Genomic DNA, 15526 nt, shown 5'->3' with positions numbered 1-15526 from the left:
TTTTGTACGTTATAGGGGGAGGCACTATGCCGAAAATCACGTCTGATCAGCTTGCAATTATCGCGATGAGTATGGCACTTGTCGTATTAATCGAATTAACTCTATTCAATAATGGCACCGTGTTTATACTGATTTTAGGTGCACTGTTTCTCTTTTTCAGCTTTAAAAAGAAGAAACGTTACTTATTATGGACGGGACTCGTTCTATTATTCTTTGCCATAATTAATATTTGGACATTGCGCCTTTTAATCATTGGTGTGCTTATCTTTATTTTATACCAATACTTAACGAAAAAAGAGCAAGTGATGGAAATCAAAAGTCAGCTTGCCAATACATCCAACCAAAATATATTGATCGGAACAACGGGTGCTCCGACAGAAAGCTATCATTGGAAGGATATTCATATTCAACGCTTTATCGGCGATATTACAATCGATACGACCGAAACCATTTTACCAAACGGAAAATCAATTATAGTGATCCATCAATCTCTTGGAAAAGTACGGATTATCGTACCTTATGAAGTGACGATTCAGCTTCATTATTCCACTTTATATGGTGAAGCAGCATGCCTGCACTATGCGCCAAAGCAGTGTATTAATGAACAGCTCCATTTTGAGGATGGAGAAATGGATGCAAAACGTGTCCTTGTCCTTTATGTGACATCGTGGATTGGTGATGTGGAGGTGCAGCGCGGATGATTGCATTTATAATACGATTTTTTATATTGATGATGGTGTTTGCAACATTTGCTCTGAATATTTTTGTTTTCCTGCTCGGTCAGCCGCAGGAAGAGACTTGGCGTTTTTTATGGGAAAGCGGTGAGTATTCAATACCGATTGTCGCTGTGATCGCCATTACCGCAACAACGACCAGCTTCTTTATTTCTTTATGGATATCGATTTCATTAAAAATAAAAGAAAATCAGATGACCCGCATCGTGAAAAAAGTAGCAGAGCCTGATTTTGCACAAAAATTCAAGAAAGCAAATGGTTCGTTAAAAAAGGCCTTGCGCGAAACGAACGAATTAATTGAAACACAGCGGACATCTTTACAGCGACTTTCCAATGAAAAAGTGGAAACAAATGACGCCATCGTCCAGGAGCGGCTCCTTGCAGAACGTCAGCGTCTTGCGCGGGAACTGCATGATTCTGTTTCCCAACAGCTGTTTGCGGCATCCATGCTTCTCTCCGCGCTTACAGAACAGCGTCAAGATGATCTTGCACAAAAGCAGCTCAAACAGGTGGAAAAAATCGTCCAGCAGGCACAGCTCGAAATGCGCGCCCTTCTCCTTCACTTGCGACCTGTCGCTTTGCATAATAAAAGCTTGGCAGAAGGTTTAGAAGATCTGATTGTAGAATTACAGGAAAAAGTGTATTTCAATATTGATTACCAGATTGAAGAAATCGGATTATCGAAAGCGGAGGAAGATCATTTATTCCGTATTGCCCAAGAAGCTTTATCAAATACTTTACGGCATGCAAAAGCAACAGAAGTCGAGCTGTTATTAATCGCACGTGATCAGCTTGCGATTTTGCGCATTCAGGATAATGGCCTTGGCTTTAATTTGGAGGGAGATAAAACGACTTCTTACGGGCTGCGCAATATTGCCGAACGCGCTGTCGAAATTGGCTGTACGTATAAGATTGTCTCTGTACCGGATGAAGGAACAATTGTCGAAGTGAAAGTTCCGCTCAAAAAGGAGGAACAAATGAATGATTAAAGTTGTCATAGTAGATGATCACGAAATGGTTCGAATCGGTGTTGCTGCTTATTTATCGGCACAACCGGATATCGAAGTCATCGGTGAAGCGACAAACGGCGAGGAAGCGATTGAAAAAGTGTTGGCATTGAAGCCGGATATTGTGCTGATGGATAATGTGATGCCGATTAAAACGGGTGCTGAAGCGACTGCAGAAATTCTGACACAATGGCCGCAAGCAAAAGTAATGATTGTCACGAGCTTTATCGATGACGATAAATTATACCCTGCCCTTGAAGCAGGCGCTGTCAGCTATATACTGAAAACGAGCAACGCCAAACAGATTGCCGACGCAATCCGGAAAACGATGGACGGAGAAACGGTTCTTGAGCCGGAAGCAACGACTCGGGTAATGGCACGTATGCGCGGTACCGCCCCTGCCCTGCATAACCATTTAACAGACCGGGAAATGGAAGTCCTATTATGTATGGCTCGCGGCCTTGCCAATCAGGAAATCGCGGAAGAACTGTTTATCGCATTAAAAACGGTCAAAACCCATGTTAGCAACATTTTAAGTAAACTTGAAGTGCAGGACCGCACACAGGCTGTCGTCTATGCCTTTCAAAATGGCTTAGTAAAGTAAGGAGAATTATTCATGACATTTACGTACGAAAACTTTGCAAAAGACGGGACACTCACATTACTGGATCCCCTGTTCACCCTATTGCTGATTTTCTCAGCGTTGTTCATTATCGTGCTGCTGGGCTTTAGTGTCAATCCTAAGATCATGTTATTTATTGGTGCACTCATTATTTTATTAAGTGCACAATTGCAGTCGATTGCAGGAATTTTGGCAGATGAACTAAATTTAGCAAGTTCTTCGAAAAACTTTTACATTTTTATCGCAATCGTTGTGATTCAGTTAGGATTAATCGTGTTTGCGTTTGTGAAGGATAAAAAGAAGAAATAGTAGCGAATGGCTGAAGCTGCCCTGAAGGTTAGTTGATAACTTTTGGGGCGGTTTTTTTGGGGGTGGGCCGGGGCTTTAAGGGGTTATGGCGTACGCCTTTCGTTGATTTATTAGAACTTTTTTCGGTTTATTAGATGATCGGTGTAACTTATTAGAACTTCTGATGGCTTTATTAGAAAATCAGTTGTTTTTGGCCGAAGAACCGGTATTTATAGGCTTTTAGGGGAGCTATGGAATGCACCGGCATTGTTATATTAGAACTTTTGCCGGTTTATTAGATGATCGGAGTGGTATATTAGAACTTCTGACAGCGATATTAGAAAATTGGGCGTTTTTGACCGAAGAACCGGTCTTTATAGGCTTTCAGGGGAGCTATGGAATGCACCGCCATTGTTATATTAGAACTTTTTCCGGTTTATTAGATAATCGAAGAGACATATTAGAACTTCTGACAGCGATATTAAAAAATCGGATACACTTATTAGAAAAACCGCATCATATATTTGAAGATTGCCCATATATTGGAACTTTTTCGGTTTTATTAGAACTTCCAACACGGATATTAGAACTTTCGGCGTTTTATTAGCGTCCGTAGTGTTAATGAATACTTCAGCTTTAAAAAAGCCCACGCCCCGCTTCCTTGCAAAGCGTTCGTGAGCCCCAGACCATATTATTTCAAATCATTCAATATAGTAAACAGTGAATGTTTCGCATCGATCAACTGTTCATGTGCCTGTCCCTGCTGTTCCGCATTTTCCGCTTCATAAAATGATGATAATGCCTCATCGATTTGTTTATAGGAGTCAAATAGGTTTAAATCATCCACTTTTTTATTACCGAAAATATCAATGAACATGCTTAGCTGATATTGAAAGTTTTTTTCATACATCGTCAACACATGCTTGTTGTCATCGATCTGCACTTCATCGTTCAAAATATACGTCTGAAAATCGACCAGATCTATATACGCTTTTTCCAGTTCTACTGCATATTGGGCCTCTTTATCATTCCCTTTATTCCAGTCCAGAATCTGAATAAAAATGAGTAAAAATAGAATGATTGTTAAGTAGATCGAAATACCTTTCCAAGATAAAAACTTCATGCTTTTTCCTCCATCTGCCGGTCCTTGTTTAATTGAAAAGATATTCTTTCAAATTTTCCAATGTTGTGTCGATGCCTGAACGCAGCGATGTTTGATCTTCGCGGCATGTCTCAATTGCCTTTTCAATGGCCATCAAAGCATTTTCCAAAAACGGTTCGGCATTCAAATCTTTATAAAGCTGTGTTAACACGAGCGCCTTATTCCAGTACCATCTTGCATTTTCCGGGTCCAGTTCGATTGCCCGCTCAATATAGACCATCACATCAAACGGCGACCAGTTAAAACGGTTCATCGTCTGTCCAGCTATCCCGTAATACAACGCCTTGTTCGGATGATGCTTCACCGCTTCCATAAAGCAGTGCACACTTTCATCATAATGGTGCGCCATTAAAAAAAGATGCCCCTGTACATAAAACGACTGCGCTTTCCGTTCCGCATCGGCTGTTCGTGCATCATCTTCAAGCTGTTTGACTTTTGCTGAAAACTGCTGTTCATCCTTGATTGCCCGCAATTGCTCAAGCTCATCATTTTCAGGATAGCTTTCATTCGCACGTTCGACACTTTGCGAAATCTGTACGGTCGGTTTCGGAAATTTTTCATACTCGTATTTTTCGAAGACTTTTAAAAATTGAGTTGCCTGTTCATTTTCGCCGCTGTGTGATTGGCGTTTCGCTTCTTCATAGCATTTCAAAAACTGCCCGTCATAAAAATACTGCTCCATGTTCGACATTTAAAACACCCTTCTGTTTTTCATTCACTATTTGTGAATGCATCGATAATATGTATTTCATTCAAAAGTATGTATAGTAATAAAGGTGTCCTAACGAAAACATTAGGACACCCCTTTGAACTATTTTGAGATTGTGCCTGCTACTTCGGCAATCACGATTTGTGAACCTAGCATTGGTGACTCACCTTGGTGGTGGCCGCCGCCTTCACCTTCAGATGGACGTTTATGAGATTGTTTGAATGCATCACTTTCACGCCATACAGCAAAGTTTTCTTTTGAATCCCAGTACATAACAACGCTCATTTCATCATATTCTTCAAATTGCGTTGAAACTAATACTTCTACTTTTTGGAAACCTTCAAATTCCTGTAATGGACCTGGTTGTACAAATTGTGGGGCCATTTTTTCGGCAAAACCTTTTTTTACTTGGATACGGTTTGTTACTGTAATCATGATTACCAACTCCTATAATTTAGCGTTAACTACTTATATATTTATTTAAGCACTTTCAGAACTGTTGCGCAATAATTCACGCTATAATAAGGGAAATCAAATATTAAGGAAGTTATCTCAATGAAATTTACTATTATTGCGACGAGCGATATTCATGGACATACAGAACGTTTTTCACAGCTTGCGCAAATGATTGCTGCTAGACAGCCCGCGCTGTTAATCGATAATGGCGATTTTTTGCAGGGCAGTCATTTAAGCTATTATTATGATTATATTGTCGAAAAACAGCACCCGCAAATCGAACTTGCGAACAAACTCGGCTATGATGTCGCAGTTTTCGGGAATCATGAATTCAACTATTCTTCCGAAAAAATACAATCGATCCGTGATGCATGCAGTTTTCCTTGGATTGCCGCAAATATCCCGGGGTTTGCTCAACCGTATGTTATTAAGGAAATAAACGGACTACGTATTGCTGTCATAGGGATCACAACTCATTTCACAAAAAACTGGGATGAATGTGAATCGACAAAGCATCTGCATTTTGAAAACGCATTTGAATGTGCGATAAAAACCGTTAAGCACGTCCGCGAAATTGAACAGGCACAGCTTGTCATTTTAAGCTATCACGGCGGTTTTGAACGTGATCTTCATAGCGGTCACCTAATAGATCTGGAACAAGGCGAAAATGAAGGCTATCGTATGCTTCAAGAAATAGAAGGCATTGATCTATTCATTACAGGACATCAGCATTTGGAAATTGCCACAGTGGCAAACGGTGTCACAGTCGTACAGCCGGGAGCAAATGCACATTGCTTTGCGCAAATCGATGTCACTATTGAACATGGTACATTTTCCTTTGAACCATCTATCGTCCAAGTTGATTCCACATTAAAAATACAGTCTTTTCCCCAATTTGATGCCTGGAAAAAGCAACCGATCGGAACAGCGGATAGAGCGCTTACCTATGCAGACTTTTTTACTCCCCGCACAAAAATGACCGCATATACACAAACGCTACATAATATGCAGCTTCATTACACCGGTGCCCAAATTTCTGTTATTGAACTGCCCTACCATTCCCAAGGGGGCTTTCCTCAAAGAATAACCCGTGAAGATGTTTTACATAATCTCCCCCGGGCAAACCGACTGCTCGTCATCCAAATGACAGGCGCTGAAATCCGCCGGGCGATTGAACAAAATGCTGCTGTCTTTGCGCTAAATGATCAAGGGGAAATCGATTTTAGTATGGCTGTGTACTATCCGGAGCCTCAGCCGTATATTTACGATCTGTGGGGCGGCATTGATTATACAATTGATTTACGCCAACAAACAGGTCAACGCGTCACAAAGCTGACTTTTGAAGGAAATCCCATTCAGGATAATGAGATCTTTGAAGTTGCCGTCAATAGTTACCGTGCTACAGGGGCGCACCAGTTGCCGATGTTTCAAAAACAGCCTATTCGAGAAGCGGATAAATTCATTCCCGATTTAATGATGGATTACATAGAACAAACCAGTCCGCTAACGATTCAGATTAAAAATGAGTTCCAAATGAAGTAAATTATCTGCGCATTATGTATGTCAATCACTTAAATTGGCATACATTTTTTATTTTTCGAAAAAATTGAAACTTTTTCCCAATTCATCCGTAAATTTATATAAATAGCATGAAGGAGGTGGCAACTTGTTTGGTTATTCCATTGAAACCATTTATTTATTCATCTTAATCGTTATTGGGTGTTGCACTATTCTTTACTTATTTTTTGCAGATATTGCAGATGTGTCCATCGATGGAACGCCATTTTTTGACCCGGCTGTAATCCTATCGTTTATTACATTCACTTCGGCTGCGGGTTACTTGCTGGAACAGTTTACAGGATTAACAAGTTTCATCATATTCATCATTGCTCTTTTAATTGCAAGTTTATTGACAGCGCTTCTCTATTTTTTCCTGCTCGTTCCTTTACGTTCAGCGGAAGTGTCCCTTGCCTATACAGATGAATCGCTTGAAGGTCAGACAGGAAAAGTGATTGTTCCCGTTCCTCTTGATGGTTTTGGGGAAATGGTGATTGAAACGGCAAACGGCATTATATCAAAGCGTGCAGCAAGTTATCATCAAGTAGAGATACCGTATGACACACAGGTTTTAATTATTGAGATGCGTGATGGTACAGCAATGGTCGCGATTTATGAGAAAGAAGAAATTCATTTTTAGAAACAGGGAGGAATTTTTATGTCAGGTTTAGCAGGTATATCTGGAATTTTAATAGCAGTTGGGGTAGTCGTATTTCTAATTGTCGCTCTTGTAGCCGTCTATATTATGAAATATCGCACAGCTGGTCCGGATGAAGCATTAATCGTAACAGGTAGTTATTTAGGCAGCAAAAATGTACATACCGACGATTCAGGAAATCGTATTAAAATTATCCGCGGTGGTGGTACATTTGTATTCCCGGTTTTCCAGCAGGCAAAACCATTAAGTCTACTTTCAAGTAAATTAGAAGTAACGACTCCGGAAGTTTATACAGAGCAAGGCGTTCCTGTAATGGCAGATGGGACAGCAATCATTAAAATCGGTGGCTCAATTTCGGAAATTGCAACAGCGGCCGAGCAATTTTTAGGAAAAGATAAACAGGAACGCGAAAGTGAAGCACGCGAAGTACTGGAAGGTCACTTACGTTCGATTTTAGGTTCGATGACGGTAGAAGAAATCTATAAAAACCGTGATAAATTCTCGCAGGAAGTACAACGTGTCGCATCTCAGGATTTAGCGAAAATGGGCTTGATCATTGTATCATTTACAATTAAAGATGTGCGCGATAAAAATGGTTACCTGGATTCACTTGGTAAACCGCGAATCGCTCAAGTGAAGCGTGATGCTGATATCGCAACAGCGGAAGCAGATAAAGAAACACGTATTAAACGTGCTCAAGCAGCTCAGGAAGCGCAACAGGCCGAATTAGAGCGCGCTACTGAGATTGCAGAAGCCGAGAAAAATAATCAGTTAAAAGTGGCAGAATACCGCCGCGAGCAGGACATTGCAAAAGCCCGTGCCGATCAGGCGTACGAATTGGAATCTGCACGTGCTAAACAGGAAGTAACGGAACAGGAAATGCAAGTACGAATTATTGAGCGTCAAAAGCAAATCGAATTAGAAGAAAAAGAAATTCTGCGTCGTGAAAAGCAATACGATTCAGAAGTGAAGAAAAAGGCAGATGCTGATCGTTATGCGATCGAACAAAATGCCGAAGCACAAAAACGTAAAGAGCTTGCGCAGGCAGATGCGGAGAAATACCGTATTGAAGCACAGGCACAAGCTGAAGCAGAGCGCATTCGTTTAGATGGTCTTGCGAAAGCAGATGCAGAGCGTGCACAAGGTACGGCTGAAGCAGAAATTATCCGTCTACGCGGTCTTGCGGAAGCGGAAGCGAAAGAGAAAATTGCGGAAGCGTTTGAACAGTACGGTCAGGCAGCTGTCCTTGATATGATTGTTAAAATGTTACCGGAATACGCAAAACAAGTTGCTAGTCCACTTTCGAATATCGACAAGATTACAGTTGTGGATACAGGAGGCGGTGCAAACGGCGGCGCTGGTAAAGTGACGGGCTATGCGACGGATTTAATGGCTGGCTTGCAGGAAACATTAAAAGCATCTTCCGGTATTGATGTAAAAGAACTAATCGAAACATATGTCGGAAAAAATGCGTTTGAAAAATCGGCAATAATTCCTCGCGAAGACTTCTCACGAGTAGAAGAAATACTTGAAAAATAAGTTGTTCAATAAAAAATACAGCATTCTTCCATAACGGAAAATGCTGTATTTTCTTTTTATTAAATTTTAACCGTCCAGCCAAATGTATCTGCAACTTTACCGTATTGGATGCCTGTTAATGTATCGTAAAGCATTTGTGTTACTTCACCGATTTGGCCATTGTTGACAGAAATGACATCATCCAGCCATTTCAGCTCCCCTACCGGCGAAATTACAGCGGCAGTTCCTGTACCGAACGCCTCTTCCAGTGTGCCGTTTTTAGCAGCTTCTACAACTTCTTCAAAGGCAATTGCTCGCTCTTCAATCGGGATATTTTTTGATTTTAATACTTCAATCATCGAATCGCGTGTAATCCCTGGTAAAATACTGCCGTTTAATGCAGGCGTAATTACTTTTCCTGAAATTTTAAAGAAGATGTTCATACTTCCGACTTCTTCCACGTATTTATTTTCTTTCCCGTCCAGCCATAATGTTTGAGAATAGCCTTGTTGCGCAGCAATTTCCGATCCTTTTAAGCTCGACGCATAGTTGCCGGCTGTTTTCGCTTCACCTGTACCGCCAACTACGGCACGAACATATTGCTGTTCTACTAAAATTTTAACCGGGTTAATGCCTTCTTTATAATAAGAGCCAACCGGTGACATAATAATCATAAATTTATAGCTTTTCGCAGGATTTACACCTAAATAGCTCTCTGTCGCAATAATAAATGGTCGAATATAAAGTGATGTACCTGGAGCTGTCGGAACCCACTCGCGATCTACTCGAAGTAATTCTTTTAATGCTTCTAATGCAAAATCCTCATCAATCGGCGGAATGCAAAGGCGTGCATTGGAAGAATTTAATCGCTGGAAGTTACGGTCCGGGCGGAATAGCTGGACTTCACCATCTTCTGTCATATATGCTTTTAAACCTTCAAATACCGCTTGTCCATAGTGGAATACCATCGCAGCAGGACTTAATGTAATCGGAGCATATGGTGTAATCGTCGCATTATGCCATCCTTTTCCATCTTCATAATCCATAACAAACATATGGTCAGTAAAAATCTTACCAAAACCAAGCTGTTCTGCAGGTGTTTTTTGTTTTCTATTTGTTGATAACTCAGTTGTAATTTGGTATGTTGTCATAATCTCATGCTCCTTAACTAATTTTAAGTTGATACACTATATCATACCATGTTATTTTTAGAAAATTTAGTATTTTTTAATTTCCGTCAAAAAATATTTTATTCTAGCAGTTTCATTAGTTTTCGAGCAAATTTTTACCCAATCACTCTTTTACTTTTATAAGTTTATTAACAGGTGCTGTCATGCTATGTAAGAACGTTTCTTCATGTTCCTTTTTCACAGCAGCCAAAACCGCACATGACGGACCTGCAGAATCGGTTAATTTGACATCGGCTGTATAACACTCTCCGGTAAAACGTGTAATTTCTGCCCCAACCCCCTTAGAACCTGTTGGCCATATTGCTTGGATGAAGCCATTGATCAGTCCTTCATACACCTCATTTAACTGTGCAATTTTATGTGGATTTTCTATCACATCGTTTCCGACAAGCGGTTCGCCGATAACATAAAACTCACAACGATCAGTATTCCGTTCGAATTGTTTTTTTCCAAGCATCGTAAGAGAGACCGCCGACTGAAGCGACTGAAAATTCGTTTCACTCGAACCCATTAAAGGAGGCATTTCCAGCCCCATTTCCGAAAATGCTCTTTTAAACCCTTGCTCGTACTCTGACCATACATCATCGCCCGAGAAATTGGCCATTAATAATTGAACCGGGATGGCACCCCCGCAAAGCTGCTCTAAAATAGCAGTACGTGCTGTAAAATAGGCGGTCACTTCATTTGGTACATGTACAATATCGTGCTCTTTTGTGCCGATACAACCCGAATTATCAATCGAAACGACTAACCCGTTCACTTCTATCGAGTTTCTCATACATTAACCCCTACTCGCTGTACGACTGTTTTCAATACAGGCATGACAAGTATTGCGATCAGGCAGTTTACAGCTGTCGCAATTGTTAATGAGGCAATCGAGCCGATGTAAAATGCCGGAGAAATAAGAAAATAAAATGGAATCGGTGCAATAATACCATTTGCGATAATGACAAATATCCATTTTAAAATTTGAAGGCCTTTTTGATGCATAACTGCAAAGATCGCAACAATGACAAACATTTCCGCCGCAATTAAAAGATGTAAAATGCCTAGCGGGAAACCGGATGTGAATCCTGTCGCGACATGCCCGAGTGCTCCTGCCGCGCCTGCAAAGACTGGCGGTAGAAAGATTGCACTAATTAAAGCAGGAGCAGAATCGAGTGCAGCTGTTGCCACGACCCCTACCGGCACTTTAATAAAACTACCAATCACACAAATAGCCGCAATTAATGCTGTTAAAATAATTAAACGTAATTTAGTTTTGTTCATGAGAATCTCCTTTTAAAATTTGTGGTATGCCGTACCATACACGAATGACCGTCTGTGCTTCATTGCAAAGCTTCTGGTATAACCGGCCGCAAGTATCTCTTAATTGCCGTGCTTCTTTTTCAAGCGGGACAACACCGCGGCTCGTATCTGTACAAATACAGATCAGTTCAGCCTGTTCAGCAATTTGCATAAGCTGTCCGAAAATTTGCTGTGCCACCTTTTCTTCGGATTCATGAAGATACGGTAAAATCATCTGTTCAAAATTGCTTATTATGTAACGCTCGTTTTCTTTTATTTCTTCCGGTTGTGGTAAGTATCCTTCATAAATAATCAGTTCTTTTGCCGGTAACTGCGCGATCACTTTTTCTGCATATTTTCGTTTACCGTTATGTGCGCCTCCGAGTATAACGTACATCTCGCACCTCCTATGAGTTCCTCTATTGTATTCCAGCCAAGTGTGTAAATCGTTCGATGATTGGCCACTGTTTGCTGAAAGGATTGCGCTTTCACTCCGTAAACGGCAAGTAATAACCGAATCACTCCTCCGTGTACGATCAGCGTATATTCTTTCTTTTCATTTACAATTTCACGAAAGCCTTTCAATACACGCTGCTTGAACTGGAAAAAGGTTTCCCCGTTTGGGATCGGATGATTAGTCGGGTCATCAATCCAAGCCCGGTATATTCCTTTATGCTGCAATTGTTCATATGTACACATTTCAAAGTCCCCAAAATGCAGCTCACGCAAATTTCGGGAAGCGATAAATTCGGCATTCGGAAAATAACATTGTGAAGTTTCACGGCATCTCCTTAAATCGCTCCCATAAACGATACCTGGCTGTAGATCGATCTTGGCTTCCACTTTTTTCAGGATCGGCTCATCTGTCCAGCCAATATATTTCCGTTCTGTATTTGCTTTCGTTTTTTCGTGCCTGATTAAATGCACAGTAATATCGAGAGCCATAGGACAACCTCCAATCCTTCACCGAGCGCACCGAGCAAATCGCCTGTTACACCGCCGAAATGTTTCCTTGACCAATTCCGGTAAAAAACAACGACGACCATCATCACGACAACTAAAATAAATAAGCTGAATGCGCCAATGTAAAACCAGCTTACAAATGCTAGAATACTTTGAAAAACGATTAAAAAAACAAGCTTATTTCGAATGACAATCCCTTTAAAATAAGCAGCGAGTCCCTTTTCTTTTGCCGGCTGCATCGTTACAAAATAGAGCAGCATCCCCATTCGCGCTATAAAAGGAATAAAGATTAAATAGGGCACAATCGCCAATTGCCCATACGTCAACATTTCATAAATAACGCCGATTTTTAATACAAGTAAACCAAAAACACTAATTACCCCAAATGCGCCTGTTCGCGGATCATCTAATATCTCCAGCCGTTTCTCCTTTTCTCCATAGGAAAAGAACGCATCGCTCATATCGATCCAGCCGTCTAAATGCAGTCCACCTGTCAGAACGATTAATCCGATCACAATCAAAATCGCCAACAGCAACTCTGAAACCTCACTATAGCGAGATAGTATAAATACACCACTACTAATGATGGACCCGATAAGTAAACCGACAATCGGTAAAAATCCATACATCCATGTAACAGACTTGGCATTCATATCCAGCTGTTTTTTTATCGGCACTGCCGAAAAAAATTGCCAAGCTAACAAAAAACCGCTCAAACTATTTTTCAACTTGGTTCCTCCTTACTTCCAACGCTGTACAAGCTGAAATTGTACTTCATATGCTTCATCACTATTTTGGACAATCCATTGATGAAGCTCACCTAACAATTTGCGATACAAATTTACCTCATCATACTGTGATGGCAGTTCATCCAGCACTTCATTTGATACAACTATTATTGTAGCACCTTGCTTCCGCCATGTTAGCAATTGCTTTTGCAGTGATTCGATACAATTATCGATGTACTCGCTATTTTCATTTTTTTGTTCATATGTATACAGTACATTCGAAAGCCATGTTGTCACACATTCAAAAAGCACAACATCATTATTTGAAAGCTGCTCGATCGTAAAAGGAATCTGTACTTGCATTTCCACTGTGCTCCAATGGGCGTTCTGATTTTCGCGGTCTTGCTGATGGCGGATAATTCGTTTTTCCATTTCCTCATCAAAGGATACACCTGTCGCGACATAGTAGAGCGTCTTTTCTTCACCTAACTGCCTAGCAAATTTTTCTGCAAAAGCACTTTTGCCGCTGCGCACACCACCGGTTATAAAAATCAATCGTATCCCCCCTTATTTTTATCAATTACGCCTCGGCGTAATTGCGTCCGTATACGGCTTTGCGCTGAAGCGCAAAGAATTCATCGCCGAAGTCGTGACATCCGCCGGAAGCCAATTAATTTCATTCAGCGATATCCGCTGAATGAAGTTAATTGAAAAAGACATGCCTAAACTTAGGCATGTCCTTTTATTCTATACTTATTTAAATAGCTCCGGGTATACTGATTGTGCCATAATTTCAACGGCTTCACCAATACGCGGTCCAGGACGGGACATAATATCTCCATCGACTAGATAGACTGCCTTTTCTGAAACTGCCTGTATTTTATCCCAACCTGTGCGTCCTAGAATCTCATCAACTGCATTTTCCATATAGGTTGCCGGTGTAATAATAATTTCAGGATTACGAGTAATGACATCTTCTTCCGTCACACTAATCCAGCTCGTCTGATCAGCAAAAATATTTTCAACATTGGCGTGATCCATTATTTCCTGCTGGAACGTACTGCTGCCGGTAGTCCAAAGATCCGGAGCTGGCGAAACTTCATAATATGCTTTTTTCTTCGTATCAATTGTCGCTGTTTTTTCTTGTACTGTTTCGATTTGTGCTTTAATGTCGGCTACAATTTCTTCGCCTTTTTCTTTTACATCCATTACTTCGGACAGTTGGATAATATCCGTATAAACATCATCAAATGTCGCAGCCGAAGCAATTACAAACACTTTCAAACCTGCATCTTCCAATTGGGCAATTTGTGCTTCCTCCCCAATTGTATAGGCAACAACGACATCCGGATCCAATTCCAGAATTCGCTCTGCATTGATGACAGTAGAAGTCGACACACGTTCAATTTTTTGTGCGGCTTCCGGATATGTATCATATTCTGTTGCCCCGATAATTTGTTCACCGACACCCAGCTCAAACAAAATTTCTGTATTGCTAGGCTGCAGGGAAATAATCGTTTCCGGTACTTCATCGAATGTTACTTCAACACCACGATCATCAACAACTGTATACGGTGCACCTTCACTTTTCGAACCGGCCTGCTCTTCTTTTTTCACATCATTTTCTGACTTTTCATCATTTGATCCGCATGCTGCTAATAAGAATGTTGCCGCTAAAGCAACGATCCATTTGTTCTTAAATTTCATTTGTTGTAACCCCTTTTTTCTTTTTCGTCGGATAAGATTTTGAGATAAATGGAATTTCCTCTTGTTGATGCTGCTGATTCATATAGACCGCCATGACAAAAAACACATTGGCAAGCAGCCCGAGAAAATCAAACAAAATTTCATCCACTTCTCTTTCCTCGCTCACTTTATGTAATGCCCTGTAAGACTTTTTCGCCTCACTGCGGCAAATATGCAGTCTTGCTGCACTTTCGATTCCTTGTGGCAGTACAAACTGCTGAATCGCTTCTCCAACTTCACTTACATAAAAATCGTATCGATCGCTTAGCCATTGCAAATCCTCAAATGTAATGGCTAATTTACCGCGTACCGAACCATTGGCATGATAAGCTAACGGTTGGATTCTCCTCAAATCTTCCAAAACGGGGTGACCGGAAGCATCATCAACTAACGTCGGAAAGACTGTACCGATTCGCGTTGTTAAAGAATCGGTGCGGATTTCATAGTCGACGCAGCTTGATTTTTCCCGCATAAACGGATAACAGGAAAAACGGATATCCTTTTTCATAAAATTCTCCTCACTTCTAGTAGTGCCTCACGAAATTACGAGTGTACGAAAAAAAGCCACCCAAGAAAATGGATGGCTTCAAAAATCAAAAAAGAGTGCTGCAAGAGGATGCTCATTCGATCAGTGACTGCCGTACATTCTCTTTAATTCCGAAGAGGGATGTTACGATAAGAAAAAGATTGGTCTCCTGGCTCTGCGTTTCACTTTACTCATAAGTACCTTCCCGCTATATTAGCAGTGGTCTCACACTTATTTTCATCAACGCTTACAGTTACGGAAATAGCTTCGGATTTACACCGAATTCCCATTTATGCATAATGCATCTTTTTCCTGCAAATTTATTCAATTTGTCTTAATCACTTTAGCATATTAACAGAAATATGCAATGGAAAT

Annotated in this window: 19 protein-coding genes and 1 riboswitch; of the genes, 7 read left to right on the top strand and 12 right to left on the bottom strand. The window is 40.8% G+C overall.

Going from position 1 to position 15526, the window contains the following annotated elements:
• Positions 1-26 precede the first annotated feature (26 nt).
• From liaF to MHH37_RS06025, 4 genes are read left to right on the top strand one after another with little or no spacing between them, the layout of a single operon-like run.
• Complete coding sequence (gene liaF / locus MHH37_RS06040; RefSeq protein WP_087618254.1) at positions 27-701, top strand: cell wall-active antibiotics response protein LiaF; 675 nt, start codon at positions 27-29, stop codon at positions 699-701.
• A complete protein-coding gene (locus tag MHH37_RS06035; protein ID WP_065216993.1) occupies positions 698-1723 on the top strand; it encodes a sensor histidine kinase in 1026 nt (341 codons plus the stop codon). The genes liaF and MHH37_RS06035 overlap by 4 nt, the downstream gene beginning before the upstream one ends.
• Complete coding sequence (locus MHH37_RS06030) at positions 1716-2345, top strand: response regulator transcription factor (protein WP_342575413.1); 630 nt, start codon at positions 1716-1718, stop codon at positions 2343-2345. The genes MHH37_RS06035 and MHH37_RS06030 overlap by 8 nt, the downstream gene beginning before the upstream one ends.
• 12 nt (positions 2346-2357) lie before the next feature.
• Positions 2358-2672, top strand: a complete 315-nt coding sequence (locus tag MHH37_RS06025) for an acyl-CoA dehydrogenase (RefSeq protein WP_342575412.1) — start codon at positions 2358-2360, stop codon at positions 2670-2672.
• A gap of 670 nt (positions 2673-3342) precedes the next feature.
• On the opposite strand, the gene MHH37_RS06020 is transcribed toward MHH37_RS06025, so the two are convergent.
• From MHH37_RS06020 to MHH37_RS06010, 3 genes are all read right to left on the bottom strand, one after another.
• Positions 3343-3774, bottom strand: a complete 432-nt coding sequence (locus MHH37_RS06020) for an iron ABC transporter substrate-binding protein (protein WP_342575411.1) — start codon at positions 3772-3774, stop codon at positions 3343-3345.
• Positions 3775-3802: 28 nt separating this feature from the next.
• Entirely contained in the window at positions 3803-4504 is a 702-nt protein-coding gene (locus MHH37_RS06015; RefSeq protein WP_342575410.1) for an O-linked GlcNAc transferase, read from the bottom strand.
• A gap of 120 nt (positions 4505-4624) precedes the next feature.
• Positions 4625-4957: a heme oxygenase gene (locus MHH37_RS06010; protein ID WP_008408043.1), complete on the bottom strand. Its 333-nt coding sequence runs from the start codon at positions 4955-4957 to the stop codon at positions 4625-4627.
• A gap of 120 nt (positions 4958-5077) precedes the next feature.
• Here MHH37_RS06010 and MHH37_RS06005 point away from each other — a divergent pair, with 120 nt between their 5' ends.
• The 3 genes from MHH37_RS06005 to MHH37_RS05995 all read left to right on the top strand — a co-directional run bounded on the left by MHH37_RS06005 (position 5078) and on the right by MHH37_RS05995 (position 8732).
• Entirely contained in the window at positions 5078-6520 is a 1443-nt protein-coding gene (locus tag MHH37_RS06005; protein ID WP_342575409.1) for a bifunctional UDP-sugar hydrolase/5'-nucleotidase, read from the top strand.
• Between the two features lie 124 nt (positions 6521-6644).
• Positions 6645-7175 (top strand): hypothetical protein, encoded by a 531-nt coding sequence (locus MHH37_RS06000; protein ID WP_008408041.1) that lies wholly within the window; start codon positions 6645-6647, stop codon positions 7173-7175.
• A gap of 18 nt (positions 7176-7193) precedes the next feature.
• Positions 7194-8732: a flotillin family protein gene (locus tag MHH37_RS05995; RefSeq protein WP_342575408.1), complete on the top strand. Its 1539-nt coding sequence runs from the start codon at positions 7194-7196 to the stop codon at positions 8730-8732.
• A 59-nt stretch (positions 8733-8791) separates the two neighbouring features.
• Here the strand turns inward: MHH37_RS05995 and MHH37_RS05990 are convergent, their stop codons facing one another.
• The 9 genes from MHH37_RS05990 to MHH37_RS05950 form a co-directional block, all read right to left on the bottom strand.
• Positions 8792-9862 carry a branched-chain amino acid aminotransferase gene (locus MHH37_RS05990; RefSeq protein ID WP_008408037.1) on the bottom strand — a complete coding sequence of 357 codons (1071 nt, stop codon included), beginning with the start codon at positions 9860-9862 and terminating at the stop codon, positions 8792-8794.
• A 142-nt stretch (positions 9863-10004) separates the two neighbouring features.
• A complete protein-coding gene (locus tag MHH37_RS05985; protein ID WP_342575407.1) occupies positions 10005-10679 on the bottom strand; it encodes a hypothetical protein in 675 nt (224 codons plus the stop codon).
• A complete protein-coding gene (locus MHH37_RS05980; protein ID WP_342575406.1) occupies positions 10676-11170 on the bottom strand; it encodes an ECF transporter S component in 495 nt (164 codons plus the stop codon). The genes MHH37_RS05985 and MHH37_RS05980 overlap by 4 nt, the downstream gene beginning before the upstream one ends.
• Positions 11157-11585 carry a bifunctional adenosylcobinamide kinase/adenosylcobinamide-phosphate guanylyltransferase gene (locus tag MHH37_RS05975; RefSeq protein ID WP_340798102.1) on the bottom strand — a complete coding sequence of 143 codons (429 nt, stop codon included), beginning with the start codon at positions 11583-11585 and terminating at the stop codon, positions 11157-11159. Before MHH37_RS05975 ends, MHH37_RS05980 begins: the two co-directional genes overlap by 14 nt.
• On the bottom strand, positions 11528-12133 hold the full coding sequence (locus MHH37_RS05970; protein WP_342575401.1) for a histidine phosphatase family protein: 606 nt from the start codon (positions 12131-12133) through the stop codon (positions 11528-11530). The genes MHH37_RS05975 and MHH37_RS05970 overlap by 58 nt, the downstream gene beginning before the upstream one ends.
• Positions 12106-12879 (bottom strand): adenosylcobinamide-GDP ribazoletransferase, encoded by a 774-nt coding sequence (cobS, locus tag MHH37_RS05965; RefSeq protein ID WP_342575400.1) that lies wholly within the window; start codon positions 12877-12879, stop codon positions 12106-12108. The genes MHH37_RS05970 and cobS overlap by 28 nt, the downstream gene beginning before the upstream one ends.
• Before the next feature lie 12 nt (positions 12880-12891).
• On the bottom strand, positions 12892-13434 hold the full coding sequence (locus tag MHH37_RS05960) for a bifunctional adenosylcobinamide kinase/adenosylcobinamide-phosphate guanylyltransferase (protein WP_342575399.1): 543 nt from the start codon (positions 13432-13434) through the stop codon (positions 12892-12894).
• Positions 13435-13632: 198 nt separating this feature from the next.
• Positions 13633-14586 (bottom strand): ABC transporter substrate-binding protein, encoded by a 954-nt coding sequence (locus MHH37_RS05955; protein WP_340798098.1) that lies wholly within the window; start codon positions 14584-14586, stop codon positions 13633-13635.
• A complete protein-coding gene (locus tag MHH37_RS05950; protein WP_342575398.1) occupies positions 14576-15133 on the bottom strand; it encodes a hypothetical protein in 558 nt (185 codons plus the stop codon). Before MHH37_RS05950 ends, MHH37_RS05955 begins: the two co-directional genes overlap by 11 nt.
• A gap of 159 nt (positions 15134-15292) precedes the next feature.
• A riboswitch (cobalamin riboswitch) is annotated at positions 15293-15475 on the bottom strand.
• Between the last annotated feature and the right edge of the window lie 51 nt (positions 15476-15526).

Origin of the sequence: Solibacillus sp. FSL K6-1781 (assembly GCF_038630735.1) — a bacterium.
Lineage (GTDB): Bacteria > Bacillota > Bacilli > Bacillales_A > Planococcaceae > Solibacillus > Solibacillus silvestris.
Note: the sequence above shows the minus strand (reverse complement) of the source record. Positions and strands in the feature narration are given on the sequence as shown.